The 25,755-nt window shown below is 71.0% G+C and carries 25 protein-coding genes; 14 read left to right on the top strand and 11 right to left on the bottom strand.

What is annotated here, in order from left to right; all coding sequences use genetic code 11:
* Positions 1 to 71: 71 nt before the first annotated feature.
* Positions 72 to 1,562, bottom strand: a complete 1,491-nt coding sequence (locus ACFY1L_RS47795) for an MFS transporter (RefSeq protein ID WP_388840429.1) — start codon at positions 1,560 to 1,562, stop codon at positions 72 to 74.
* 85 nt (positions 1,563 to 1,647) lie between these two features.
* On the opposite strand from ACFY1L_RS47795, the gene ACFY1L_RS47790 reads away from it, so the two are divergent.
* Entirely contained in the window at positions 1,648 to 2,049 is a 402-nt protein-coding gene (locus ACFY1L_RS47790) for a MarR family winged helix-turn-helix transcriptional regulator (RefSeq protein WP_388840426.1), read from the top strand.
* A gap of 17 nt (positions 2,050 to 2,066) precedes the next feature.
* Here the strand turns inward: ACFY1L_RS47790 and ACFY1L_RS47785 are convergent, their stop codons facing one another.
* Positions 2,067 to 2,807 carry a maleylpyruvate isomerase family mycothiol-dependent enzyme gene (locus tag ACFY1L_RS47785; protein ID WP_388840423.1) on the bottom strand — a complete coding sequence of 247 codons (741 nt, stop codon included), beginning with the start codon at positions 2,805 to 2,807 and terminating at the stop codon, positions 2,067 to 2,069.
* A 275-nt stretch (positions 2,808 to 3,082) separates the two neighbouring features.
* Here ACFY1L_RS47785 and ACFY1L_RS47780 point away from each other — a divergent pair, with 275 nt between their 5' ends.
* The 4 genes from ACFY1L_RS47780 to ACFY1L_RS47765 all read left to right on the top strand — a co-directional run bounded on the left by ACFY1L_RS47780 (position 3,083) and on the right by ACFY1L_RS47765 (position 5,411).
* Positions 3,083 to 3,691, top strand: a complete 609-nt coding sequence (locus tag ACFY1L_RS47780; RefSeq protein ID WP_388840420.1) for a DJ-1/PfpI family protein — start codon at positions 3,083 to 3,085, stop codon at positions 3,689 to 3,691.
* A gap of 107 nt (positions 3,692 to 3,798) precedes the next feature.
* Positions 3,799 to 4,398, top strand: coding sequence for a sulfite oxidase-like oxidoreductase (locus ACFY1L_RS47775; protein WP_388840509.1), 600 nt, complete (start codon positions 3,799 to 3,801; stop codon positions 4,396 to 4,398).
* Positions 4,399 to 4,400: 2 nt separating this feature from the next.
* Positions 4,401 to 5,126 carry a ferredoxin reductase gene (locus ACFY1L_RS47770; RefSeq protein WP_388840417.1) on the top strand — a complete coding sequence of 242 codons (726 nt, stop codon included), beginning with the start codon at positions 4,401 to 4,403 and terminating at the stop codon, positions 5,124 to 5,126.
* Between the two features lie 12 nt (positions 5,127 to 5,138).
* Positions 5,139 to 5,411, top strand: a complete 273-nt coding sequence (locus tag ACFY1L_RS47765) for a DUF6510 family protein (RefSeq protein WP_388840414.1) — start codon at positions 5,139 to 5,141, stop codon at positions 5,409 to 5,411.
* Positions 5,412 to 5,441: 30 nt separating this feature from the next.
* Here ACFY1L_RS47765 and ACFY1L_RS47760 read toward each other — a convergent pair whose 3' ends face one another.
* The 3 genes from ACFY1L_RS47760 to ACFY1L_RS47750 all read right to left on the bottom strand — a co-directional run bounded on the left by ACFY1L_RS47760 (position 5,442) and on the right by ACFY1L_RS47750 (position 8,319).
* Positions 5,442 to 6,404: a MerR family transcriptional regulator gene (locus ACFY1L_RS47760; RefSeq protein WP_388840410.1), complete on the bottom strand. Its 963-nt coding sequence runs from the start codon at positions 6,402 to 6,404 to the stop codon at positions 5,442 to 5,444.
* Between the two features lie 86 nt (positions 6,405 to 6,490).
* Positions 6,491 to 7,045: a hypothetical protein gene (locus tag ACFY1L_RS47755; protein ID WP_388840407.1), complete on the bottom strand. Its 555-nt coding sequence runs from the start codon at positions 7,043 to 7,045 to the stop codon at positions 6,491 to 6,493.
* Positions 7,046 to 7,116: 71 nt separating this feature from the next.
* Positions 7,117 to 8,319, bottom strand: coding sequence for an Ig-like domain-containing protein (locus tag ACFY1L_RS47750; protein WP_388840404.1), 1,203 nt, complete (start codon positions 8,317 to 8,319; stop codon positions 7,117 to 7,119).
* Positions 8,320 to 8,464: 145 nt separating this feature from the next.
* Between ACFY1L_RS47750 and ACFY1L_RS47745 the strand changes: the two genes are divergently transcribed.
* Positions 8,465 to 8,827, top strand: a complete 363-nt coding sequence (locus ACFY1L_RS47745; RefSeq protein WP_388840401.1) for an alpha-hydroxy-acid oxidizing protein — start codon at positions 8,465 to 8,467, stop codon at positions 8,825 to 8,827.
* Here the strand turns inward: ACFY1L_RS47745 and ACFY1L_RS47740 are convergent.
* On the bottom strand, positions 8,802 to 9,974 hold the full coding sequence (locus ACFY1L_RS47740) for an MFS transporter (protein ID WP_388840506.1): 1,173 nt from the start codon (positions 9,972 to 9,974) through the stop codon (positions 8,802 to 8,804). The genes ACFY1L_RS47745 and ACFY1L_RS47740 overlap by 26 nt on opposite strands.
* Positions 9,975 to 10,122: 148 nt before the next feature.
* Between ACFY1L_RS47740 and ACFY1L_RS47735 the strand changes: the two genes are divergently transcribed.
* Positions 10,123 to 11,661, top strand: coding sequence for a CHAD domain-containing protein (locus tag ACFY1L_RS47735; RefSeq protein ID WP_388840398.1), 1,539 nt, complete (start codon positions 10,123 to 10,125; stop codon positions 11,659 to 11,661).
* Positions 11,662 to 11,690: 29 nt separating this feature from the next.
* On the opposite strand, the gene ACFY1L_RS47730 is transcribed toward ACFY1L_RS47735, so the two are convergent.
* The 5 genes from ACFY1L_RS47730 to ACFY1L_RS47710 form a co-directional block, all read right to left on the bottom strand.
* Positions 11,691 to 12,857, bottom strand: a complete 1,167-nt coding sequence (locus ACFY1L_RS47730) for an ABC transporter substrate-binding protein (RefSeq protein WP_388840395.1) — start codon at positions 12,855 to 12,857, stop codon at positions 11,691 to 11,693.
* Between the two features lie 68 nt (positions 12,858 to 12,925).
* Positions 12,926 to 15,451 (bottom strand): ATP-binding cassette domain-containing protein, encoded by a 2,526-nt coding sequence (locus ACFY1L_RS47725; protein WP_388840392.1) that lies wholly within the window; start codon positions 15,449 to 15,451, stop codon positions 12,926 to 12,928.
* A gap of 12 nt (positions 15,452 to 15,463) precedes the next feature.
* On the bottom strand, positions 15,464 to 16,333 hold the full coding sequence (locus ACFY1L_RS47720; RefSeq protein WP_388840389.1) for a branched-chain amino acid ABC transporter permease: 870 nt from the start codon (positions 16,331 to 16,333) through the stop codon (positions 15,464 to 15,466).
* 163 nt (positions 16,334 to 16,496) lie between these two features.
* Positions 16,497 to 17,855, bottom strand: a complete 1,359-nt coding sequence (locus ACFY1L_RS47715; RefSeq protein WP_388840386.1) for an FAD-dependent oxidoreductase — start codon at positions 17,853 to 17,855, stop codon at positions 16,497 to 16,499.
* A 119-nt stretch (positions 17,856 to 17,974) separates the two neighbouring features.
* The gene (locus tag ACFY1L_RS47710) at positions 17,975 to 18,985 is read right to left on the bottom strand and encodes an NAD(P)-dependent alcohol dehydrogenase (RefSeq protein WP_388840383.1); all 1,011 of its coding nucleotides are present in this window, start codon (positions 18,983 to 18,985) and stop codon (positions 17,975 to 17,977) included.
* Between the two features lie 127 nt (positions 18,986 to 19,112).
* Between ACFY1L_RS47710 and ACFY1L_RS47705 the strand changes: the two genes are divergently transcribed.
* From ACFY1L_RS47705 to ACFY1L_RS47675, 7 genes are all read left to right on the top strand, one after another.
* A complete protein-coding gene (locus tag ACFY1L_RS47705) occupies positions 19,113 to 19,907 on the top strand; it encodes an SDR family NAD(P)-dependent oxidoreductase (RefSeq protein WP_388840380.1) in 795 nt (264 codons plus the stop codon).
* Positions 19,908 to 20,025: 118 nt separating this feature from the next.
* Entirely contained in the window at positions 20,026 to 21,159 is a 1,134-nt protein-coding gene (locus ACFY1L_RS47700; protein WP_388840377.1) for an acyl-CoA dehydrogenase family protein, read from the top strand.
* Positions 21,160 to 21,263: 104 nt separating this feature from the next.
* Positions 21,264 to 22,052, top strand: a complete 789-nt coding sequence (locus ACFY1L_RS47695) for an enoyl-CoA hydratase/isomerase family protein (protein WP_388840374.1) — start codon at positions 21,264 to 21,266, stop codon at positions 22,050 to 22,052.
* The gene (locus ACFY1L_RS47690; protein WP_388840371.1) at positions 22,037 to 22,408 is read left to right on the top strand and encodes a Zn-ribbon domain-containing OB-fold protein; all 372 of its coding nucleotides are present in this window, start codon (positions 22,037 to 22,039) and stop codon (positions 22,406 to 22,408) included. Before ACFY1L_RS47695 ends, ACFY1L_RS47690 begins: the two co-directional genes overlap by 16 nt.
* On the top strand, positions 22,405 to 23,553 hold the full coding sequence (locus ACFY1L_RS47685) for a thiolase family protein (RefSeq protein WP_388840368.1): 1,149 nt from the start codon (positions 22,405 to 22,407) through the stop codon (positions 23,551 to 23,553). The genes ACFY1L_RS47690 and ACFY1L_RS47685 overlap by 4 nt, the downstream gene beginning before the upstream one ends.
* Before the next feature lie 10 nt (positions 23,554 to 23,563).
* Complete coding sequence (locus tag ACFY1L_RS47680) at positions 23,564 to 24,775, top strand: acyl-CoA dehydrogenase family protein (protein ID WP_388840365.1); 1,212 nt, start codon at positions 23,564 to 23,566, stop codon at positions 24,773 to 24,775.
* Positions 24,772 to 25,743, top strand: a complete 972-nt coding sequence (locus tag ACFY1L_RS47675; RefSeq protein WP_388840362.1) for a phosphotransferase family protein — start codon at positions 24,772 to 24,774, stop codon at positions 25,741 to 25,743. The genes ACFY1L_RS47680 and ACFY1L_RS47675 overlap by 4 nt, the downstream gene beginning before the upstream one ends.
* Positions 25,744 to 25,755 lie beyond the last annotated feature (12 nt).

Below are 25,755 nucleotides of genomic sequence, written 5' to 3'. Positions count from 1 at the left end.
ACCGGGAGTTTCACAACAGTGTGCCCGGCGGGGCAAGCGGCCCCGCCGGGCACACACGTGGAGGCGTCCCCCTAGTCGCGTACGGGTACGCGCTCCGCCTCCAGGGAGGTGGACTTGGCGACCACGACGGACTGCTGCGGCGGCGTACGACGCCTGAGCAGACCCGTGAGCGTGATCAGCAACCCGGCGACCGCGATGCCCGTCACCACCACCAGCCCGGGCCGGTAGCTGTCCAACACGGCCTGCGGGGTGGCGTGTTCGGGGGCGCCGGCGGTCACCACGGCCGTCACGACGGCCAGGAAGATCGCACCGCCCACCTGCACCGAGGTGTTCAGCAGCCCGGAGACCATGCCCTGCTCGTGGTCCTCGACCCCGTTGGTGGCCTGGATGTTGAGCGAGGGGAAGACCAGCGCGCAGGCCGCGCCGATCAGCAGCATCGACGGCAGGATGACGGCGGCGTACACCGGGTCGAGGTTGATGCGCAGGAACAGCGCGTACCCGACGACCATCAGCGCGAAGCCCGCCGCGATGAGCCGCTGGGTGCCGAACCGGTCGACGATCGAGCCCACCTTCGTCGAGGACACCGCCACCAGCGCACCCGCCGGCAGGAAGGCGAGCGCCGTGTGCAGTGCCGACCAGCCGAGCAGCGACTGCATGTACAGCGTGGTCAGGAACTGGAAGCCGACGTACGAGCCGAAGAAGGCCAGCGCACCGAGCTGGGCGCGGATCTGGTTGCCGGAGCGCAGCACGCCGAGCCGGATCAGCGGACCGGGCGAGCGCCGCTCGACGACCACGAACACGGTCAGCAGGGCGGCAACGGCCAGGAAGGACAACAGAGTTCGGGCCGAGGCCCAGCCGACCTCCGGTGCCTGTACGACGGTGAAGACGAGCAGCAGCATCGACGCGGTGCCGAGGACGGCGCCGGGGATGTCGTAGCCGTTGTGGTCCTTCTCGCGCTCGCTGCGCGGCAGCAGCTTCAGGCCCGCCAGCAGTGCGATCAGGGCGATGGGGGCCGGCAGCAGCATGGTCAGGCGCCAACTGGCCTCGGTGAGCAGGCCGGAGAGCACCAGGCCCATCGAGAAGCCGGTGGCCGCGCAGGTGGTGTAGATGGACAGGGCCCGGTTGCGCAGTGGGCCCTCGGCGAAGGTCGTGGTGATGATGGACAGGCCGGCGGGCGCGGTGAAGGCCGCGCTCAGGCCCTTGATGAAGCGGCTGGCGATCAGCAGCGGGCCCGAGTCGACGAGACCGCCGAGCAGTGAGGCGAGCGCGAAGACGCCCAGGGCGATCAGGAAGACCTGGCGCCGGCCGAGCAGGTCGGCCGTACGGCCGCCGAGGAGGAGCAGACCGCCGTAGCCCAGGATGTAGCCGCTGACGATCCATTGCAGCGTCGAGGTGGACAGATCGAGGTCGGAGCCGATGGACGGCAGCGCGACGCCGACCATCGACACGTCCAGCGCGTCCAGGAACATCGCGGCGCAGAGCACCAGCAGGGTGCCCCACAGCCGGGGCGTCCAGCGGACCGCCGAGGACGGGGCCGCAGGGGTGGTGAGCGGAGAGGTCATGCCGAAGACACTACATGCGCATGCATCGAATGCAAATGCATTTAATTCCGATGCAACAAAGTCGTTTCTCTGCTACGGTGCGCCCATGGCGGCGAAAAGGGCCGAGCAGGCGCTCGTGGACCAGTGGCGGGACATCCTGGCGCTGCATGCGCGCACCCAGTGCGAACTGGACCGCGCACTGCACCAACACGGCCTGTGCGCCAGCGACTTCGAGGTGCTGGACGTGCTGTCCGGCGAGTCGTGTGCCTACCGTGTGCAGGAGATCTCCGAGCGGGTCCACCTCAGCCAGAGCGCGCTGTCGCGGCTGATCGCCCGGCTGGAGAAGGACGGGCTCGTCGAGCGCGCCATGTGCCAGGAGGACCGGCGCGGCGTCCGCGTGGCGCTCACCGTGAAGGGGCGCTCGCTGCACGGCGAGGTGCTGCCGGTGCAACGCGCGGTGCTGACGCGGATGTTGACGGCCGACCTCGGCTCCCACCAGCCGACCTGAGCCCCGAGTAGCCTTCCTCAGCTCCAGGTGACGGCGGACTTCGCGCGCCACAGGGCGGCGAGGGAGGCATCCCCGGTCACTTGCGGGAACGGCAGCCGGTTCCACAGCGCCAGGTACAACTGCCCGGCGGTTCCGGCCACTTCGCAGTCGGCGTCTCCTGCCGCGTCCTGGGTGGCCGCCGGGGGTTCCTGGGACAGCCGTACGGTCCACACCGCGCCGTCCGCGTCCGTCGCCCGCACCCGCAGCACCCGGGGCACGTCACTGCGGACCTTGCTCCTGCTGCGGGCGTGGAATCCGCGCAGCAGCTCGTCGATGCCGTCCGCGGCGAATCCGGGGGCGATCTCGGAGTGGGCTCCACCGCGGGCGGACTCCGCGTCGACGCGGTGCACGGTCGTCTCGTGGGCCTGCCGCCGCGCCCAGAACGCGAGCGGGGACGGCGCGGGCAGGAAGTGCCAGCACTGCACGTCGGACGGGGCGGACGCGAGGGTGTCGACGAGATGCCGGTGCCCCTCCCGGAACCAGGCCAGCAGCTCCTCGCCGTCGAGGTCGGGCAGCCCGCCGTCGGGGTGGTACGACGTGTGCCCCTCGGCGACGAAGGCGGCCGCCCACCGGTGCACCATCCCGGTGTGCCGCAGCAGGTCCTTCACCTGCCAGTCCGGACAGGTCGGCACCTTGGCCTCGGTCCCGGCGTCCTCCGCGGCCGCGGCCAGCAGCCGGCCCTCCCGGTCCAGGATCTCCACGAACTCCGCTGTGTCCATGGGGGGAGTGTGCCGGATGGAGTGCGGTCGAAGGGAAGCCCGGAGCGGGCATCCGGGGTGCGGGGCGGGCCGGCGGCGACGCATCCTGGCAGAGCGAGCATGCGGCTGCCGGAGACGGGCGGTCCCTTCGACGCGGAGGTGTGCACGGCGGTCGCCGTAGCTCAACGCGCGGGTGAGGTCATGCCACCGGCCGCTGATTGGCTCTCGACCCGCGGTGGCGCGTCAGGGAGGCTGCTGATCCCCTGCCGTGCTGGTGCCGTACTTGAGGAGTCGTGATGCAGGTCACCGTGGTCACCTTCGACGGGTTCAACGAGCTCGACAGCTTCATCGCATCCGCGCTCATCAACCGGTGCCGCAAGGACGGCCTGGAGGCCTTCATCACGACGCCGACGCCGGTGGTCACCTCGATGAACGGCGTCGAGGTGACCGGCCAGCGCCCCATGGAGTTCGTGACCGAGGCCGACGTAGTGCTGATCGGCAGTGGGGTGAAGGCGCGCGAGGTGGTCGCCGACGACCGGCTGATCTCCCGGCTCCGGCTCGACCCTTCGCGGCAGTTGATCGGCGCGCAGTGCTCCGGCGCGCTGGTGCTCGCCCGGCTCGGGCTGCTGGCCGGGATGCCGGCCTGCACGGACAGGAAGAGCAGGCCCTTCGTCGAAGCCTGCGACATCACCGTGCTGGACGTGCCGTTCCACGCCGAGGGGAACATCGCCACGGCGGGCGGCTGTCTGGCGTCGCAGTATCTCGCCACGTGGGTGATCACCCGAACTCTCGGGGCGGAGGCCGCGCGCGACGTCATCGACTACGTGGCTCCGGTCGGGGAGAACGAGGAGACCGTCGAGCGCGCGACGCGTGCCGTCGCCGAGGGCGAGGTGGCCCTGCGCTGAGTGCCGGGTCGGATGTATGTCCGAACGGCGTGCGGGCGCGGCAGGAGCGGCTCATGATGGGGGAATCCGGCCGTCTGGCCCTCCGAGCCGAGGAGACCGATGACGTCATGAGCTCCTTCTCACCCGGTTTCCGCGGGCGGGCCCGTTCGCTGGCGGACCGGCTGCCTCCCGGCCAGTACCCGACCGAGCAGTTCCCGGTGCTGTCCGCGGGGCCGACCCCGCGGGTGTCCACCGACACCTGGGCCTTCACCGTCACCACGGAGACCGGGGACACGCACTCCTGGACCTGGGCGGAGATGATGGCCCTGCCGCAGCAGGAGACCGTCACGGACATCCACTGCGTGACCCGCTGGTCCAAGTTCGACACCCCCTGGCGCGGGGTCTCCCTCGACGCCTTCTTCGAGGACGTCGAGACGTCCGCCGACTTCGTCGTCGCCCACAGTTACGGCGGCTACACCACCAACCTCCCGCTGGAGGACCTCCTCGACGGCAAGGCGTGGCTCGCCCACACCTACGACGGCTACCCGCTCTCCCCGGAACACGGCGGCCCGGCCCGGCTGCTGGTGCCGCATCTGTACCTCTGGAAGTCGGCCAAGTGGGTGCGCGGGCTGCGGCTCACGCACGAGGACGAGCCGGGCTTCTGGGAGTCCGTCGGCTACCACAATTACGGCGACCCCTGGCGCGAGCAGCGCAACTGGGGAGACTGACCATGGTGATGTCCACCGGTGTCGCATGGCGTCGGGCTCGCCTCGACGAGCGCCGCCCGCAGACCGCAACCGCCCGCACACTGCTGTTCACCGTGCCGGGGTGGCCCGGCCACCTGTCCGGCCAGCACGTCGACGTGCGCCTCACCGCCGACGACGGCTACCAGGCCGTACGCAGCTACTCGCTGGCCGCACCCGCCGACGGCGACCGGATCGAACTGGGCGTGCAGACCGTGTCCGACGGCGAGGTCTCGCCCTACCTCGCCGACGAACTGCCGCCGGGCGCCGAGGTGGAGGTGCGCGGCCCGCTCGGCAACTGGTTCGTCTGGCGCCCCGAACAGACCGAGCCGACGCTGCTCGTCGCGGGCGGCTCCGGAGTCGTACCGCTGGCCGCCATGATCCGGGCCCACCGCGCGGCACGCTCGACGAGCCCCTTCCACCTCCTGTACTCGGTCCGCACCCCGGCCGACATCTGGTACGGCGACGAGCTCACCGACCACCAGGACCCGCAGCTCGACGTGCACCTCCTCTACACGCGGCAGGCTCCGCCCGGCAGTCCCCGAGCTCCCGGCCGCCTCATGCCGACCGACCTGGAGAAGCCGACGGCCCGCCTCGAACCGACCAGCCCGGTCTACGTCTGCGGCCCCACCGGCTTCGTGGAAACGGCCGGCAACCTGCTGGTCGACCTGGGCCGCGACCCCGCCACCATCCGCACCGAACGCTTCGGCTGACCGGAGGTCCCGATGGCAGACGACACCGCCCACCTCGACGGCAACTGTCTCGCCGGCCCGCTCTCGGAGATCCTCTCCGTGGAGACGACGACGGCCTGGTGGCGCTGCCCGGAGTGCGCACAGTCGGGCCCGCTCGCCCAACTCCACGTCTACGGGCCGGAACCGGGCCTGACCGCGCGCTGCCCCGGATGCGCGTACATCGCCCTCAGGCTGGTCAAGGAGGGGGAGCACATCTGGCTCACTTTGGGCGGGGGCACGGGAGCGTTCCGCTTCCGCACGGCGTAGCGGGCAACGAGTGATCGAGGGGCAGGCACCTCAGGGGCGGTGAACGGAGTTGCTGTGCCGCGCGGTTCGGATCCTCAGAGCCTTGACGGACCAGTCGATCACCGGCGCCAAGGGTTCCGGGGCCGGCCAGCCGTTGATGACGGCGAGCAGGTCGAAGTACCGGTCCCTGCGTGGGTCGTTCGCGGTTTCCAGGCGGTGCAACAGTCGGCCGTGCAGCTGGGCTTCGTCGGAGTGGCCGAGGGCGAGTGCACACCCTGCGGTGAGCGTCGCGACCACGGGGTCGGCCTGCGGGGAGTCGGGGCTGATGCCGGACTGCACGGCCGCTCTCACGAGTTCCCGGGTGAGCGCCACGACGTCCGGGCGCGGTGGATTGGCGCTGCCTTCGGGTGGGTCGGCCACATGGCTGTCCACCAAGTTCCGCACGGCGACACGGAATTCGGGATCCAGGGAGAGTTCCGCAAGCTCGACCCATGCTGCGATCTGTTCCTCGGTGGGGTTGTCGGGCAGCTCGGGGGTCATGGAGCGCCGGACTCCGGCATGGCCGGATCCGCCGGGCCGGCCGTCGAAGACGACGTCGAGGAAGTCGTCGATCAGGCGGCGCCTCGCGGCTTCGGACAGGGTGGCGAGCTGGTGCATGCGTTCCATCTCCTCAAAGGTGGGGTCGCGCCTGGCCGCGGTGGTCAGCACCGCTCGCTGCAGCCGCAGGATGCCGATCTGCACGTCCAGGGCAGCGGCGTGCTCCGCGGCGACCTGGCCGAGCGTGCGCTCCCGATCCGTGACCCGCCGGATCGCATCGAGGCCGAGGCCCAGCTCGCGCAGAGTGCGCACGAGGGCCAGACGAGCGACTGCTTCCGGGCCGTAGCGGCGGTATCCGGCGGGTGTGCGATCGGTCGGCGTCACGATGCCGCGGTCGGAGTAGAACCGGATCGTCTTGACCGCCAGCCCGGTGCGCCGGGCCAGTTCACCGATCGAGTACAGGGTGCCGCCGTCCATGACCCCACCTTCATGTCTCCCCCTGCGGGAGACTCAAGTCTGCGCGCCCCCGCTCCCTCAGGTCACACGCGTCCCGAGTGCGTCCCTCACCCCTGCGTCGTGTACGGCACCACACTCACGCGCAGCGTGTAGGCGGCGCGGGCCGCGCCGGCCACGTCCGGGGCCTTCGCCAGCGCGGTGATCTCGGCCGTACCGCCCCGGGTGCCCGCGCAGCGCAGGGAGGCGTGGGCCGTGCCGTCGGGGGCCAGTCGCCAGGCGGTGACCTGGACGAAGACCGGCGCGGAGCTGTGCACCGCCGTCCAGCGCTTGTCGTCCGCCCGGGGGCGCAGGACCAGGGACACCGTGGTGCCCGGCCGTACGCACAGCCGCTGGTCGACCGGGTCACCGGGGGCGAAGCTGACGGAGGCGTGCCCGGCGGTGCAGTTGCCCGCGGAGGACGAGGGCGTCGTAGCCGATTCGCTCGGGGTTCGAGTCGCTCCGGTGGGAGTCGACGGGGACGCGCTGCGTGTCGGGGCGGTGGACGACGGCCGTGGCGAGGCGCTCTCGGACGGTCTTCCCGCGGCTCCGCCGCCCGCGGAGGTGCCGCACGCCGCCAGGACGACCGTCCCGGCGATCAGCCATGCCCCGGTCCACCACCGCATCGCGCACCTCCCGGCCCGCCGCTCGCACCGATACCAGCCGATGCTGATACCAGCATGCCGCCACCCTGCTCCTAGTTCAGGGCGCTGCCCTGTTTCCAGGTGGCCCAGTCGACGTTCCAGTCGCCGTAGCCGTTGTTGGCCGCCACGGTGTCGACGGAGTGGACGACGGTGACGGGGTCGCCGAGGTGGACCTGTTCGTAGAACCACTTGGCGTCGCTCGTGCTCATGCCGATGCAGCCGTGGCTGCCGTTGACCACGCCGAACTTGCCCGCGTTCCAGGGCGCGGCGTGCACATACGTGCCCGACGGGGTGAGCTGGACGTCCCACTTGACCTTGCCGAGGTCGTACGCCTCCTGGCCGAAGATGCGGACGGTGCGGGAGTTCATGCGGATGGTCGGGACCTTGCTCAGGACGACCATCGTGCCGTTCCAGGTCTCGTAGCCCTTCTTGCCGCTGGAGACCTTCAGGGTCCGCAGGGTCTTGCCGTTCCTCGCCACCGTCATCGTCTTGTTCCTGACGTCCATCGTGCTCGTCACGGCGTCGCCGATGCGGAAGTTCACCACGCGCTGCTGGGTGCCGTAGACCCCACCGCCGGTGTTCACGCCCGCGAGGTCCATCCGCAGGGTGACGTCGGTGCCGGGCTTCCAGTACCTCTCGGGGCGGTAGTCGATGCGGTCCTTGCCGTTGCGGTCCTTCATCCAGCTCCAGGCGCCGTCGACCGCGGGGGCGGCGGTGACGTGGAGCTTTCGCTCGACGGCCGCCTTGTCCTGGACCGGCTTGTTGAAGGTGATCGAGACCGGCATCGCGACGCCGACCGTCGTGCCCTTGTCGGGGAGGTACTCGCCGACGACGGCGTTCTTCGGCGCCCCGGTGGTGAAGGACGCGGTCTTGTCGAGCGCTGATCCGCTCTCCGCCTTGCCGTTCGCCTTCACCGTGTACGTGGCGCCCGGGGCGAGCGGCGTGGTCGAGGTCCACACGGACCTGTCCTTCGACCAGGAGCCGGAGACCTTGCCAGGCCCGGGAGCACTGACCTCGACGGACGTCAAAGCCCCACCGCGGGCACGCACCGTGACGTTCCGCCCGACCGGCACCTTCCCGCCGCCGTCACCGGGCTGCACGATGATCGCGGGCGGCCCGCTCTTCTTGCCGTCGCCGGCCCCGCCGTCCCCGTCACCGCCGGAGCTGCACCCGGCAAGAACGACGGCAGCGGCCGACGCGAGCGCGAGTGGACGCGCGATCCGCCGGACCGACCGAGCCGGCAGGCGCTGTGGCATGGGATCCTCCCCTTTCCCAGGGCTGGTTGCTTCGGCGTCGTTGGTTCCCTGGTACCCAGGAAGGCCGCTGGTCCGCTCAGCCGGCGGAAGTAAATAGGCCGGCCAGCCGTGTCGGCCTCGGGGCGGGCTGCGGTGGGAGTGGAGGTTGACGGCGACGGAGATCGGCCGCTGGACGGACGACCTGGAGGAACTGGCCGCGCGCACTCTGCCGACCGAGATCTACGGCTGCTTCCGCAGGGGCGCCGGTCAGGGCATCAGCGCGGCCGAGGCTCCCGCGAGCTGGGACCGGCCGCGGCTGCGGCCTCATGTGCTGCGCGCCATGTCCGCCTGCGACACCTCGACGACCGTGCTGGGTACGCCGGTTGGCACGCCCGTCCTCGTTGCGCCGAGCACTCTGCGCTGCCCAGAGGGCGACGCAGCCACCGCGCGCGGCGTCGTCGGCGCCGGGTCGCTGCCGGCGGTGACCTCGCTGTGCGCGGGAATCAGCGCTCTCCCGCACGCCGCGTGACGAGTCCGATGACCGCTGCCGTCGCCGCGAGGGCCGCCACGCTGGTGAGTGCCGCGGGCAGGGAGAACCAGTCCGCCATGAAACCGATCGCGGGCGGGCCGAGGAGCATGCCGCCGTAACCGAGGGTGGAGGCGATCGCAACGCCGTCGGGGCCGGCCAGCGTGCCGGCGCGTTCGACGGCGACGGGGAAGAGGTTGGCGAGCCCGAGCCCGGTGATCACGAAGCCGAGGAAGGCTGCCCAAAGGGAGGGGGCGAGCGCACCGAGCAGCATGCCGGCCGCGGCGGTCGTGCCGCCCGCCACGAGGGTGCGGGTCCGGCCGAGGCGTTCGAGGAGCCGTGTCCCGGTCAGCCGTCCGATGGTCATGGCGAGCGCGAAGCAGGAGTAGCCGACGGCCGCTGCACCGGGTGTGGCGTGGAGGTCCTGCTCCAGGTGCAGGGCGCTCCAGTCGGCCAGGGCGCCTTCGCCGTAGGCCGTGCAGAGAGCGATCAGGCCGAAGGTGATCACGACGCCGCGAGTTCGGGTGTCCAGACGGCGTGGTGCGGTCTTCTGTGTCGGTGAGCTCTCGGGTGGTGCCGGCGGTTGGAGGCGCAGCAGGGCGCGGCCTGTCACGGCGGTGACTACCAGGCCGATCAAGGTGAGGCCGAACAGGTGCTGTGTGGGGGACAGGGCCCCGGCGACGAGTCCGCCGACTCCGGCGCCGATCATGCCGCCGAGGCTGAACGCGGCGTGGAAGCTGGGCATGATGGGCCGTTGCAGGGCTCTGACCAGGTCGACCGCCGCGCTGTTGAACGCGACGTTGATCCCGCCGTATGCGGCCCCGAAGATCAGGAGTACGGCGCCGAGGGCGACAGCGGAGTGGGTGAGCGGGGGCAGCGCGACGCTCAGGGAGAGCAGGATGCCGCAGACGACGGTGACCCGGTGGCTGCCGTAGCGGCGGCACAGGCGGCCGGTGAGCATCATCGTGATCACTGCTCCGGCGGAGACGCCCAGCAGGGCCAGACCGAGGGCGCTGGCGGAGGCGCCGGTCTGGTGCTTGATCGCGGGGATGCGGACGACCCAGCCGGCGAAGACGAAGCCGTCGAGGGCGAAGAAGACGGTGAGGGCGATGCGGAGTCGGGTGAGGTCGTCGCCGTTGTTGCCCGGCACGACGTTGTGCGTTCGGGGTTTGTTTATTTGCGGCACAAAGTCAGGCTAGGCGGGGTGCCGTGATGGGGCAAGGTTCGTGAGGGCACCGGGCCTGCGAGGAACCGCTTCATATGTGTTTGAGTCGCCCTGAGGCGTGTACGCGATGGCTATGACCCGATCGAAGCGTGAGACAGAGCGAAAGTACGCTGCTCCGTCGGCCGACCACACCTCGTGGCTCCCGGAGCTCACCGGCGTGGACGGCATCGCGTCGGTTGTGGAACGAGGCATCGACGAACTGGACGCGGTGTACCACGACACCGAGGACCTGCGCCTGGCCGGTGCGTCGGCCACGCTGAGGCGGAGGACCGGTGGGGCCGATGCCGGCTGGCACCTGAAGCTGCCGCTGTCCGGGGACAGCCGGGAGGAGATTGAGGCCCCCCTGTCCGACACCGTTCCGGACGCCCTGCGTGACCTGGCCCTCTCCCGTACCCGAGGGGCGGAACTGACGCCCGTCGTCCGTATCCGGTCCACCCGCAGGACGTGGCACCTCGTCGATTCCGACCGTGCGGTCCTGGCCGAGCTGACCATCGACAGCGTCCGTGCGGAGCCCCTGCGCGGCACGACCACACTGGCCGCCTGGACCGAGATGGAGGTCGAACTCGCCGAGGACGCCGATCCCACGCTGCTGGACCTCGTGGACAAGACCCTGCACAGGAACGGCATCGACCGCGCCGACAACCCGTCGAAGCTGGCCCGGGCCCTGGAGTCCACCGGGGTGGGCGGGCCCCGCCTGCCGGACGCCCGCGCCCATAACGTCGAACCCGGCTCGGCCGGCGACGAGGTCCTCAAGTACCTCGACGAGCAGGTGCGCACGTTGGTGGACCTCGATCCCGCGGTACGCCGCGATCGGCCCGACTCGGTGCACAAGATGCGCGTCACCTGCCGTCGGCTGCGCAGCACCCTGCGCTCCTACCGCTCGGTGCTGGCCCGCGACGTCACCGATCCGATCCGTGACGACCTCAAGTGGCTGGGCGGTGAACTGGGCGCGGAGCGCGACCAGGAGGTCCTCATGGAACGGCTCGGCTCCCGCATCGGCGACGAACCGCCCGAACTCGTCCTCGGGCCCGTCGCCGCCCGGCTGAAGGTGTGGAACGTCGCCAACACCTCCGAGGCGCGTGTGCGCACCCTCGAGGCCCTGCACTCACCCCGCCATCTGGCCCTTCTGGACTCCCTGGCCACGCTCACCGAGCGGCCCCCGCTGCGGCGCAAGGCCGCGCGCAAGCCGGGGAAGGTGATGGTCAAGGCGATCCTCAAGGAGTACGACCGGCTGGCCGGCCGGATGGCGCATGCGCTGGAGCTCTCCCCCGGAACGGAACGGGACACGGCCCTCCACGAGGCCCGCAAGTCGGCCAAGAAGACGCGCTACGCCACCGAACCGGCACGTGCCTCGCTCGGCAAGCATGCGAAGCGGCTCGGTAAGCGCGTGAAGGCCGTACAGAAGGTGCTCGGTGACCACCAGGACAGCGTCGTGGCCCGGGACGCCCTGCGGAACCAGGCCCTGGCGGCGCACGCGGCCGGAGAACCTGGTTTCACCTGGGGCCTGTTGTACGGCAAGGAGCAGGCCGTGGCCGCGGAGCGCGAACGGGAACTGCCGACCGTGTGGGCCGATGCGTCAAAGCCCGGTCTGCGCAAGGCGCTCGTCCGCTGACTCCGGGGCCTCAGGCTCCGGCAGAACGTTCAGTCGCGCGCCGGAGGTGTGTAGAAGTCGCCGACGGACGTCCACACGCCCTTCTTCACGACCACCCGCTGCACGCTGCGCGTACCGAGATGGTCACTTGCGCTGAACTTCATCACCGGCGAGACGCCGGGATCCACCGAGGACGCCTTCTGGTACGCCGCGCTGAGGGCCTGGGAGGTGACGGGCCCCTTGACGGTCTTCGCGATCTCGGCGAACACCTTCGCGTTGCTCCAGCCCCACAGAGCGAGGAATCCGGCGGACTGACCGGGCTCGTACTTGGCCATCGCGGTCCGGAACTCCTTCACCGCGGGGTCGTCGTCGGAGGGCGCCTTCACCAGTTGCACGGCCTTGAGGCCCTCGGCGGCGTCCTTGGCCAGGGCGATCGTCGACTCGGCGGCGACGGGCGCGTAGGCGTAGGTGGGCAGCGACAGCCCCTGGAGCTTGGCCTCCTTGAGGAAGGCGGCCGCCTCGGGGGAGGTGAGGATCAGGACCACCGCCTGGGTCTTCGCGGCCTTCACCTTGCTGATCACGGGTGTGTAGTCGGTGGTCTGGTACTTGACCGGCAGCCGGTCGACCTCGACCGAGGGGTCCACCTTCTTCGCGACCGGCTCCACCTGCTTGGCCACGTTCACGAAGGCGGCCGGGTCGCTGTGCACGACGAGGATCTTCTTCGCGCCGTCCTGCACCGCCCAGGCGGCGACCGCCGCGGCCTGGTCCTCGTAGAGGGTCTGGGTGCCGAACAGGCCGGGGCGCGGCGGCTTGAACCAGGACTCGGTGCCGCCCACCTCGTTGAGGACCGGCACCTTGGACTGGTTGAGGACGAACGGGAAGGCCGCCTCCGCCTGGGAGGTGCCGTTCGCGTTGACGATGGCCACGACCTTGTCCTGGCCGACGAGTTCGCGTGCGATCTGCACGGTCTGCTGCGGGTCGGCCGCGTTGTCCTTGACGGTCCACTTGATCTTGCGGCCGTTGATGCCGCCCTTGGCGTTGAGCATCTTGAAATACGCGTCAGCGCCCGCCTTCTCGCCCACTCCGTACGTGGCGGTGGCGCCGGTGAGGGGGAGCCATGCGCCGATGTGGATCTCGGAAGAGCTGCCGCCGGCCGCAGCGGAGTCCTGGCCTGCGCAGGCGTTGGCGGTGAGCGCCACCGCGGCCATGACGGCCATCGCTCCCACGGTGCGGCGGGATTTTCTCGTCGTTCGGAACACGGTCCACCTCGTTCACAACGGGATTGTCAATTCACTGGGGAAGTCCGGGTGTCGGCCGCCGCGGTCGTGGCGGCCGCGTCCAGGCCGCCGCTGAAGTACGCCGCCTCGGCCAGCGCCGCGAACTCCGGGTCGCCCGGCCGCCCTTGGGCCGCGACGACGCCCTCGTGCAGCACGGCCACCTCGTGGCACACGGACATGGCGCGGCTGAGCAGTTGTTCGAGCAGTACGACGGTCAGCCCGTCGTGAGCCAGCCTGGCCAGCCGGTCGTACACCTCGTCGACCAGGGCGGGGGCCAGCCCGAGTGCCGGTTCGTCGACGATCAGGACGTCCGGCGCGACGATCAGGGCCCGGGCGATGGCGAGCATCTGCTGCTCCCCGCCGGACAGCCCGCCCGCGGAGGCGGACAGCCGGTCGCGCAGCCGCGCGGGCAGCCACTGGACGGTCTCCTCCAGCCGTTCGCGCAGCGGTGCACCGGTGATGCCCGCCGCGTAGGCGGCGACCTCGAGGTTCTCGCGCAGGGACAGCGTCTTGAACAGGGCCCGCCCCTCGGGCGCCAGGCTGGTGCGGACGGTTCCGCCCAACTCCCGGTCGCCGCGGGCCGGTTCGAGCGAGCCGTGCAGGATGCCGGCCAGTGTGCTCTTGCCCGCTCCGTTCGCTCCGGCGATGCCCAGCACGACCCCCTGGCGGACGTCGAGGTCGATGTTGCGCAGGGCGACCACGCCGCCGTACGAGTGGCCGACCCCGTGCAGGCGGATCATGCTCCGTTCGCCCACGTGCTCGGGCGGCCGGGTCCTGCCGTCGACCGTTCCCAGGTACGACGACCGCACCTTCGGGTCCTGCAGAACGGTGTCCGGGGTGCCCTCGCCGATCGTGCGGCCGAAGTCGAACGCGAGCACCCGGTGGGCGACGGAGAAGAGGTCGTCGAGGACGTGGTCGATGACCACGACGGCGGTGCCTTCGGCGTGCAGCCGCCTGATGTGCCGTGCCAGCAGCGCCCGTTCACCCGCGTCGAGGCCGCCGAACGGCTCGTCCAGGACCAGCAGTTTCGGATCCTCGGCCATCGCACGCGCCAGGTCGAGGCGCTTCTGCAGGCCGAACGGCAGCTCGCCGGGGCGGCGGTCGGCCACGTCCGCGAGACCGACGGAGTTCAGCAGCCGCGCGACCTCGGCCCGGTCCCGGGCCGTGATCCGGCGACGGGTGCACAACACGTTCTCCGCGACGGTGAGTTCGGAGAAGACCTCCGCGTGCTGGAACGTACGGCCGATGCCCAGCCGCCGTCGGGCGGTCGCCCTGGACTTGAGGAGAGGCCGTCCGGCGAATTCGGCGCTCCCGCTCACCCGGCCGTTGCCGGTCAGCCCCGACAGCGCGTTCAACAGGGTGGTCTTTCCTGCCCCGTTGGGCCCGATGACGGCCAGGATCTCGTTCTGCCGCAGGGACAGCGAGGCGTCCTCCAGAGCTTTGAGTCCGCCGTACGAGACCGACACGTGCTCCAGATGCAGCAGGACGGGGCCGTCGCCCGAGGGCCCGAGCGGCGCGAGTTCCGTCAACTCATCGGCGGGCAGCGGTACTTCGGCGTCCGGCCGTCGCTGCACTCGCCGTAGGAGGCTTCGAGCGGGCTTGGCGAGGAACGGTACGACCCCACCCGGCAGGAAGAGAAGCACCGCGATCAACACGAGGCCCTGCACGACCGGTTGGGGCATCCCGACGGCGGACGAGAGGGAAGGATTCCAGGTCAGGTAGATCCCGCCGACCACGGCGCCGACGACGGTGCCGACCCCACCGAGCACGCACGCCGCGATCAGCGAGATGCCGAAGCTCAGCGAGAACGGATCCGGGCTGACGAACCCGGTGAGCAGGCCCAGCAGCACGCCCGCGAAGCAGGTGCACGCCCCGCTCACCGCGAACGACAGCGACGACTGCGCCTCCGGCGCGATGCCGATCGTACGGGCGGCCAGGGGGTGCGACTTGGCGGCCACCAGCCGCATCCGCAGCCCGGAGGCGGCGGCCGGCACGGCCAGTCCGAGGACGACGGCGGCGGCGCCGACCGCGAGGTACTGGGCCTCGGTGCCACCACCCAGGAGGGTGCCCAGGCCGAGGGCGCTGCGCAGCTGGACGACCGGTACTCCCTGGTCGCCGCCGGTCACGCTGCTCCAGCGGTTGATCAGCTCGAGGGTCACCGTGGTGAACGCGAGGGTCAGCAGGGCGATGTAGAGCACCGAGAACCTGGCACCCGCGTACCCCAGGAAGGCGCCCAGGACGGCACCGGTGGCGACGGCACCGAGGACCACCGCTTCCAGCGGCCAGTCGTGGCCGCTGCCGTACGCCGCGAAGTAGGCGCCGATGGCGAAGAACGCGGGGTGGCCCACGGACCAGATGCCGGACCAGCCGGCGAGCAGCCCGACCGACAGCACGACGATCGTGTACACGGCCGCGAGGCCCACCGAGTACATCTGGTACGCGGGGATCGCGCCGGAGGCCATGAACGCCATGAGCACCGCGCCGGCGGCCGGGCCCAGGGCGGCCCTCGCCAGGAGGGAACGGTTGAAGACCATGAATGCGACCCCTCAGACCCGTTGGAAGGTGCGGGTGCCGAACATGCCCTGCGGACGGATCAGCAGCACCAGCACGGTGAACGAGAAAACGAATGTGTCCCGGAAGCTGGCGGAGACGTAGTTCGCCGCCATGTTGTCCAGGACGCCGATGGTCAGCCCGCCGAGGACGGCGCCGTACATGCTGGTCAGGCCGCCCAGGAAGATTCCGGCGAAGGCCCGGAACAGGGGTGCGACGAGCGCGGTCGGCACCAGGCCGGACCGCGGTGCGTACAGACAGGCGGCCAGCGCGGCGAGACCCAGCCCGAGCGCCCAGGAGATCCTGGCGAGCCGTTGCGAACTCAGCCCGACCACGCGGGCGGTGTCCGCCGACTCGGCCGCGGCCCGCATGGCCGAGCCGAGCGTGGTGCGGGCGAACAGATAGCCCACCAGAGCCATCGCCACAGCGGCGACGGCGATCGTCACCAGGCTCTGGACCGGCACCGCGGCGCCCGACCAGCGCACCGACCCGTCGACCAGGTTGGGGAAGTCCTTGGGCTGGTCGTCCCAGATCGATCCGGCCGCGCTCTCCGCGACCAGGGACACGCCCATCGTCACGACGAGCGCGGAGAACAACTGCCCCTGTCCCAGCGGTCGGATCACCGTCTCACGTACCACCAGGCCCGCCGCCACGGTGATCGCGACGGCGGTGAGGATGCCGAGCACCGTGGCCACACCGCGGTCGTGGAGCGAGAGCGCCACGTACAGGCCCAGGGTCGCGAGCGACGCCATCGCGAAGTTCACGACGTCCGTGGCCCGATAGATGATGACCAGCCCGAGACCCATGAGGCCGTACACGGCTCCACTGGCCACACCGCTGACCAGGACAAGCAGGAACTGACTCACAGTCCCTCCTTCGGATTAGAGCGCGTTCGCGCCACGCATGCGAGAAGCATGATCACCTCACGAACCGCAGAGTTAAAGTGAACTCAATTCAGTAAGCTAGATACTCCGGTACCGGACGGGCAAGACTCGTGCACGGGATTTGTGCCGAGCGGCCGGTCGGAGGTCAGTGACCGACGGTCGTCGGGGTCTCGGCGAGTGCCGTCCTTGCCGCCGCCAGGCCGAAGACCAGTGCCGGTGCGAGCCCACCCGCGTAGGCGCGCCGGTACAGTCCGCCCGCGTCCGCGCCGGCCGCGAGCAGGCCGGGTACCGGAGCCGGTCGGTCCGAGTCCGCGGACAGGGCGTGCGCCCCGGCGTCCATCAGCAGGCCACCGAAGGTGAACGTGATCGCCGGGGCCGCCTCGACGACGTAGTACGGCGGTTCGTCGAGCGGTCGGCGGTCGAGCAGCCGACCGGGCGTCGTCGCGCCGTTCGCGCCCACGGCGGCGTTGAACTCCTCGATGCGGTCGCGGATCGTGGCGCCGGGATAGCCCCACTCCTCGGGCATCGACGCGAAGTCCTCCAGGCCGTCCGCCACCGCACTGCGGGCGCCTGCGCGATGGCACAGCTGGAACTTGTCCACGCCGGGGATGCCCTCCACGTACGAGGCACTGATCCACTCGCGGTGCACCCGCGCGTCGGCGACCAGCAGACCGCGGGCTTCCGGTCGTTCCAGCAGCGCCATGGCGGTCAGATGGTCCCCGACCGTCTCGTCGACGAAGCGCTCGCCGGTGGTGTCGAACAGCAGGGCGTGCTCGCTGTAGTAGAGCGCCAGGTCGACGAAGCGTGCGGGATCGGCCAGGGAGACACCCGCCGGCATCAAGTGCCCGTAGAACCCGGCGTCCTTCTTGCCGAACGCCGCGCCCGCGCTGAGCCCGAGCCTGAGGCCGTCGCCCCGGCTGTGCGGGTTGGCGCGCAGTCCGATGTCCGCGGCCCGGGGGTGTACGTGCTCGGCGCGCAGGCCCGGATCCCCCTGGAAGCCGCCGGTCGCGAGCAGGGTCCAGGTGGCCTCGATCCGGCGCCGGGATCCGTCCGGCAGAAGGCAGTCGGCACCTTTGACCACGCCGTTCTCCGTCACGAGGGATCGGGTCCGGGTGGCGGTCAGTACTTCCTGGCCGCGGTCGCGGATCAGCCGCTCGCACGTGTCGAGGTAGTGGTTCGTGTCGACCTGGTGGCCGCGGCCGAAGCCGAGCACGGGCACCGGCGGCCTGCACTCCACGCCGAGCGACCGGATCCAGGCCACGCCGTCGGCGAACCCGTCCACCAGGGCGGTGGCCAGCTCCGGGTCGCCGTCCGGGTTGACCCGGCGCATCTCCTCGACGGTCGGGGTCGTCCATACGAAACCGGCGAAGCGGGCGGAGCCGCCGGTGCGTTCCGCCCGCTCCACCACAACCACCGAACCGCCCTCGGCCGCCACCCGGGCGGCGGCCGAGAGTCCGGCCATACCGCCGCCTATCACCAGCAGATCCACTGTCTCCGCATCCATAGCGGGTCCCTCCGCCTTCACGTCGCCGAGTGGAACAAGACGCTAATTGAACTCACTTCTGGAGTCGAGAGGGTGGTCGGCAAGTGGTGCGGCAGTACGGGTTTCGGCCGACTCGGCCGTCAGTCGGGGATGAGGACCGCACGCCCCCGTACGTCGCCGGTGCGGAGCCTCGCCATGGCCTCCGGTGCGTTCGACAGCGCGAACCGTTCGACTCCCACCTTCAGGACACCCTTGCGTGCCAGGGCGACGACCTCCTCCAGTTCGGGCAGGGTCCCCCAGAAGGGCAGCGAGATCCGCGTCCCGGGAGGGAGTGCGCCGGGCTTGCGGACCGCGAGTTCCCCGCCGCCGCTGCCCACCACGGCCAGTTCTCCGCCCGGCCGCAGCACGTCCACCGCCGGCCGCAGACTGGAGGAGCTGCCGACGAAGTCGAGCACGGCCACCGCCCCGACTCCGCCCGTGCGGTCCCGCAGGGTCGCCGCGGTGTCGGGCCCCAGGAGCGTGCCGAAGTGCGCTCCGCACTCGTCGGCCAGGGCGAGCGCCTCCTCCCGCACGTCCATGGCCAGCACCTGTGCGGTTGTCGTGGCGCGCAGGATCTGGACGGCCAGATGCCCCAGGCCGCCGATGCCGAGGACGACCACGCAGGCATCCGGTGTGTCGTCGCTCAATGCATGCCGAACCGTGGCCACGGCGTGGTAGGCCGTGAGCCCGGCGTCCGACAGGGGTGCGGCCTGTTCGGCGGCCAGGTCGCCGACCGGGACCAGCAGTCGCCCGGACGGTACGAGCATCAGGTCCGCCATCCCGCCGTCGCGGCCGAGTCCCGCCCCCGTGCCGACGCGGTCGGCGTCGAGAGCCGGGCGCCGGTCGCAGTAATTCTCCGCACCGACCGCGCAGCGCGCGCAACTCCCGCAGCCCCAGGGGCCGTAGACGACCACGCGCTCACCGACCGCCGGACCCCTGGCGAGCGGGCCGCGCTCCACCACTCGGCCCGCGACCTCGTGTCCGAGGGTGAACGGAATCCGGTACGGAAGGTCTCCCTGCCGGGCGTCGGCGACATGGAGGTCCGATCGGCAGAGGCCGGCCGCCTCCACCTGGATCAGCACCTCCTCGGCCGTGGGGGTGGGGCGCGCCACCTCTGTGAGGATCGGCGGGCCGCCCCACCGGGTCAGTCGTACTGCTCTCGTCCTGACTGTTGACATACCTGGGACATTAACAAAAATGAAGTCAGTTCAGTAGCCGACTATGAGGTGGTGGTCGTGCATGAGCGGTGAGCACTCGGGGCGCTTCGCCGGGCAGGTCGCCCTCGTCACCGGCGCGGGATCCGGCATCGGCGCGGCGGTCGTCCGGCGACTCGTCGCGCAGGGAGCCGAGGTGTGCGTCGCGGACGTCGACGGCCCGGCGGCGCGGGCCGTCGCGAAGGAACTGCCGCGAGCGCATTCCCTGACCGTCGACGTGGCCGACCCCGCGCAGGTCGACGAGGCCTTTGACGAAGTCGTACGGCGGCACGGGCGGCTCGACGTAGTGGTGCACGCGGCCGGGGTCGACGACCCTACGGCCAAGGAGTGGATCGCCGAGGCCCTGGTCGCGGAGCGGCCGCCGGAGGTGACGGCGCGGCTCGGCGACGACGCGTGGCGGCGCGTCATGCGGGTCAACCTGGACGGCACGTTTCATGTTCTCCGCGGCGCACTGCGGGTGATGGTGCCGCACCGGTCCGGAACCGTCGTGACCGTGGGCTCCTCGTCGGCCTTCGATGCACAGGCCGGCTATCCGCACTACGCGGCCTCGAAGGCCGGTGTTCATGCACTGAGCCAGTCCGTCGCCAAGGAGGCGATCGCGTTCGGTGTTCGCGTCAACGTCGTGGCGCCGGGGCCGACGGAGACGGGGATGGCGGCGCGGACACCTGCGGTGCTTCGGCGGGGGTTCGCCGATCCGCGGGTTCGTCCGTATGCGACGGCGGAGGAGATTGCCGACGTTGCGTTGTTCCTGGCGAGTTCTGAGGCGGCGAATCTCGTGGGTGCCGTGCTGCTGGCGAATGGTGGGCGGTTCACGGTTTGAGGGCTCATCCGGTGGTGGGCGGCTGCGGGTTGTTCGTGGCTGGCCGCGCCCACGCGGCGGAGCCGCACGATGTCACAGCCCCGCGCCCCCGAGGGTGGTGTGGGCGAGGGAGGATTTGATGTTCCGGCTCGATACCGATCCCGCGCTGCTGCTGGAGACCGATGAGCAGCGCCAACTACGAGGTGTCCTAAGGGACTTGCTCGGCGAGACCTGTGGGCCGGAGGAGATCCGCAAGCAGGCCGGGAGTCCGCGTGGATACGACCAGGCGCTCTGGGGCCGGCTCGCCGGTGAGATCGGAGTGCATGGGCTCGCCCTGCCCGAGAAGTATGGCGGGGGCGGGTACTCCTTCGGTGAACTTGCCGTCGCCTTGGAGGAGGCCGGACGCGTGCTGTGTCCCGTGCCGCTGCTGTCGACCGTCGTGCTGGCCGGACAGGCCCTGCTGAGCAGCGGCGATCGGTGGGCCTGCGAACGCTGGTTGCCCGGGATTGCCTCCGGAGCACTGACGGCCACCGTCGGCGGATTTCTGCATCCCGCCGACGTGACGGCCGAGCGCGGACCCGGCGGCTGGGTGCTGCGCGGAGAGGCCGACTTCGTGCCCGACGGGGAAGGTGCCGATCTGCTGCTGGTCGCCGCCCGCGCGCCGGACGGGGAGCGGCTGTTCGCCTGCGAGCCGGACGGTGCGACCTGCGACCGCACGGCTCGGCGGGTGCTCGACCCCACGCGGCGCCAGGCACTCGTCCGCTTCCGGGGGGCGCCGGCCGAGCCGGTCGGTGAGCCCGGGCAGGCGGCGGGAGTCGTCGATGTCGTCCTCGACGCCGGCCGGGTGGCTGTGGCTGCCGAGCACGTCGGTGGCAGTGCGCACGCCCTGGACGCCGTACTCGATCACGTGTCCCAGCGGACCCAGTTCGGACGTGCCATCGGTTCGTTCCAGGCCGTCAAGCACCGGCTGGCCGACCTGCTCGTCGAGGTCGAGGGTGCCCGGTCGGCCTCGGCGTACGCGAGTGCCTGCCTTGCCGCTGAGGCGCCGGAACTCCCACTCGCCGCGAGTGCCGCAGCCGTCGCCTGCACCGGTGCCCACCGCCTCGCCACCACGGAATACGTGCAGCTCCACGGCGGAATCGGCTTCACCTGGGAGCACCCGGCCCATCTGTATCTGCGCCGGGCACGGGCCGACGAGGCGCTGTTCGGTACGGGCGACGACCACCGCCTGCGGCTGGCCGGTCTGCTCGGTCTCACCGGCCGTACCGGCTGAACACACGCCGGCCGATCGGAGCGGTCACCGCCTCCCGATCCATTGACAGGGGCATCCATCTGCCCACAGAATCGAACTCAATTCAGTTCAGTTTGGAGGAGCTCATGGCAGTCGAGGACGAGATCCAGTTCGAGCGGGACGGGCATGTGGCGCGGGTTTGGCTGAACCGGCCGCACAAGAAGAACTGTGTGACCGTGCCGATCCTGAATCGGCTGGACGAGATCATCACCGAGGTCGACGCGGACCCCGAACTGCGCGTGCTGGTGCTGCGCGGGCGCGGCAACACCTTCTGCTCCGGGTTCGACCTGGACAGTCTCAAGGCCGACTTCGTCGGCAGGTCCAACGCGATCGACGTCGCCGTGCTGTCGGCGAAGGTCTGCGACCGGCTGTACTCGATGAAGACCCCGTCGATCGCGGTCCTCGAGGGCCATGTCACCGCGGGCGGCTTCGAGTTGATGATCTCCTGCGACTTCGCGATCGCCGCGGACGACGCCCTGATCGGCGACTTCCACATCCGGCGCGCACTGTTCGGCGGCGCCGGCCCGATCTACCGGGTGCCGCGCATGATCGGTGTCCGCAAGACCAAGGAGCTGATGCTCACCGGCAAGCTGCTCACCGGGGTCGAGGCCGCCGAGTTCAGCCTCATCAACTCCTCGGCGCCCGCGGACAAGCTCGACGCCACCGTGGAGGAGTTCGCCGACCAGCTCATCGACAAGAGCCCGTTCACCATGTGGATCACCAAGATGACCATCGACCGGAGCCTCGACGCGGACATCCAGTCGCTCATGGTCATGGAGCACCTCGCGGTCGGCGTGATGCTCAACTCCGAGGACGCGGCGGAGGGTGTGTCGGCGTTCCTGGAGAAGCGGGAGCCGCAGTGGAAGGGCCGCTGAGCGCGGTGCGGGAGACCGGGAGCCGGCTGCGCGGCTCCCGGTGCGCCGACTGCGCGGTGGCCACCTACCCCGCCGACCCGGCGTGTCCGCGCTGCGGGGGACCGGCCGAGCCGGTCGTGCTCTCCGGCACGGGCACGCTGTGGACCTGGACCGTGCAGCGGTACGCGCCCAAGTCGCCGCCGTACGTTCCGCCCGCCGCCGGATTCACACCGTTCGCCGTCGGATACGTCGAACTGCCGGAAGGAGTACGAGTGTTGGCCGTCCTCGACGTCCGGCCCGAGGAAGCGGAGATCGGCATGCCGCTCACGATCACGGCCGGGGACGGCGTGCCCCGGGCCGCGGGAGTCGCCGTATGAGCGGCGAGGAGGTGCTCGTCTGCGGCGCCGGGATCACCTCCTTCGGCCGTACGGAGGCGAGTGGCCGGCAGCTGGCCGTGCAGGCAGTGCGGTCCGCTCTCGCCGACGCCGGACTGCCGTGGTCCCGGGTACGGGCCGCGTACGGCGGCAGCGATGCCGCCGGCAACGCCGACACACTGGTCGCCGAACTCGGCCTGACGGGCGTGCCGTTCACCAATGTGCGCAACGGCTGCGCCACCGGCGGCAGCGCGCTGGTGGCGGCCGCTCATGCGATCCGGTCCGGGGCGGCGGACGTCGCCCTGGCCGTCGGTTTCGACAAGCACCCCCGCGGCGCCTTCGACCCACGTCCGGCCGACTGGGGGCTCGACGAGGCCTACGGCCGCGACGGGCTGATGGTGACCACACAGTTCTTCGCCATGAAGATCCAGCGGTACATGCACGACCACGGCATCAGCGCCCGCACCCTCGCGCTGGTCGCCGAGAAGGCGTACGCCAACGGGGTGCTCAACCCGCACGCCTGGCGTCGCAAGCCGCTCGACGCCGACGAGATCCTGGCGTCCGGCATGGTCAACGACCCTCTGACCCGGTACATGTTCTGCTCGCCCGGCCAGGGTGCCGTCGCCCTGATCCTGTGCAGCAGGGAGGTGGCTCGTGAGCTCGGCGGAACGCCGGTCACGCTGCGGGCGGCCGTCGTACGGACTCGCCGCTTCGGTTCCTTCGAGGTGTTCAGTCCCTGGGCGCCGCCCGGCACCCCGACGAGCGTGACTGCGGACGCCGCACAACACGCCTTCGAGGAAGCCGGGTTGGGACCCCACGACATCGACGTGTGCCAGCTGCAGGACACCGAGAGCGGCGCCGAGGTCATGCACCTGGCGGAGTGCGGGTTCTGCGAGCACGGGGAACAGGAGTCGCTCGTCCCGTTCGGGGCGACCGGGATCGGCGGCTCGCTGCCGGTCAACACCGACGGAGGGTGCATCGCCAACGGCGAGCCCATCGGCGCCTCCGGACTGCGCCAGGTCCACGAGGTCGTGCAGCAGTTGCGCGGCCGCACGGGCGAACGGCAGGTGCCGGGGGATCCGTCGACCGGCTTCACCCATGTGTACGGGGCACCGGGCGTCAGCGCCTGCACCGTGCTGACCCGCTGAAAGGAGGATCATGGACGGCATACCCGGCCCGGACGAGTTCCGCGCCGAGGCCCGCAACTGGCTGACCGGCGTGGCGAAAGAGCGCGCCGGACACCTGGAATGGGGCCGAGGCGACGACTCGGTGGCCGTCTTCGAGAACTGGACCGAGGCCGAGGAGCGCGCACACACCGACCGCACACGGGACTGGGAGCGCATCCGGTACGACCGGGGCTGGGGCGCGTTCGGCTGGCCGCCCGAGTACGGAGGGCGTGAACTGCCCTCGTACTACGAGCAGTTGTACCGCGCCGAGGAGGCCGCCTTCGACGTGCCGCGACGCACCGAGATCTTCCCGGTCACCCAGCAGCTCGTCGCCCCCGCGGTCCGAATCTGGGGGACGGAGGAGCAGAAGCGCCGCTGGCTGCGCGCCATGCTCCGCACCGACGAACTCGCCTGCCAGCTCTTCTCGGAGACGGAGGCGGGCTCGGATCTCGCCGCCGTCCGTACCCGGGCCGTCCGGGAGGGCGAGGGCTGGGTTCTGCGCGGGCACAAGATCTGGACGTCCGGTGCCCGGGTCGCCACCTGGGGCGTGGCCGTCTGCCGGACCGATCCCGATGTGCCCAAACACGCGGGCATCACGGTCTTCCTGGTCCGGATGGACGCGCCGGGCGTGACCGTGCGGCCGATCCGGCAGATGACCGGCGGCGCAAGCTTCAACGAGGTCTATCTGGACGACGTGTTCGTGCCCGACACCGACCGGCTGGGTCCCGTCGGCGGGGGCTGGCGGGTGACCCTCACCGTGCTCGCCGCCGAACGCCTCGACTCCGGCGGCCTCGGCCTGGACAACGCCGACCGCGCCCTGGACCTCGCCCGGCACCTGCCCCGCCCGCTCACCGGCGGCGAACGGCAGCAGGCGGCCGACCTGTTCGTGCGTGCCCTGGTGCAGCGGCTCACCGGGCTGCGTGTGACGTCGGCCCTGGCGGCCGGCCGCGAACCGGGCGCCGAGGCCTCGGTCGGCAAGCTCCACGCCACCGCGACCATGCGCGCCACCACTGACCTCGTCCAGCAGCTGCTCGGCCCGCGCCTGGTCGCCGACACGGGGGAGTGGGGCACGTTCGCCTGGACCGAGCACCTGCTCGGCGCCCCCGGCTACCGCATCGCCGGCGGCAGCGACGAGATCCAGCGCAACATCCTGGCCGAGCGGGTGCTACGGCTGCCCAAGGAGCCGAAGGGAGCGGGAAGTTGAGTACGACGACCGAGGTGACCGAACTCGGGCGAAGGGTCCGCGAGCGGCTTGCCGAGCGACACCCGGGCGAGCCGCTCGGCGACCTGCGCACACTGCCCGGCGGCCACTCGGGCCTCACCTACTCCCTCACGGCGGGACCGGTCTCGTACGTCGTGAAAGCGGTGCCACCGGGACAACGCCCTGTCGGCCGCAACGACGTGCTGCGTCAGGCCCGGGTGCTGCGCGCGCTCGCCGGATCGACGGTGCCCGTGCCGGGTGTCGTCGCCGTCGACGAGCGCGAACCGGCCTGGTTCGCCATGGAGTTCGTGGACGGCGAGGCGATCGAGCCGGTCCTCGACGAGCACCGGCTCGATCCGGGGCTGTGCCGTCGGCGGATGCTGGCCCTGGCCGATGTGCTGCGGGATCTGCACGGCACGACGGGGGCGGATGCCGCCGAACCGCTCGACCCGGCAGGGGAGTTGGACAGATGGAGCCGCACCATGCGTGCGGTTCCGCAGGAACTCCGCCCCGGGGCCGAGGCCGTGCTGGACGCCTTGGCCGCACGCATCCCCGACAGCATTCCCCCCACCCTCACCCACGGCGACTTCCGCCTCGGCAACGTCCTGTGTCAGGGCGAACGGCCGGCCGCCGTCGTCGACTGGGAGATCTGGGGATACGGCGACTCGCGCATCGACCTCGCCTGGTTCCTCCTCTTCGCCGACCACCGCAACTTCCCCCGGGTGGGCCGTGTCGTCCCCGGCCTACCCGGTGAGGAAGAACTGCTCACTGCCTATCTGGACGGCCGTCCAGAGCTCCCCGCCTTCGACTGGTTCCGTGCCCTGGCCCGCACCAAGATGGCCGCGATCATGGGCCACAACCTGCGTCGGCACCGCGAGGGCAAGCACCACGACCCCGACCAGGAGCGGCTGCCGCCGACCATCGCGGCGATGATCCGCACCGCCCGCGACATCCTCGCCCGACGGTCCTGAAGGAGCGCCACC

Origin of the sequence: Streptomyces sp. NPDC001663 (assembly GCF_042893105.1) — a bacterium.
GTDB lineage: Bacteria > Actinomycetota > Actinomycetes > Streptomycetales > Streptomycetaceae > Streptomyces.
Note: the sequence above shows the minus strand (reverse complement) of the source record. Positions and strands in the feature narration are given on the sequence as shown.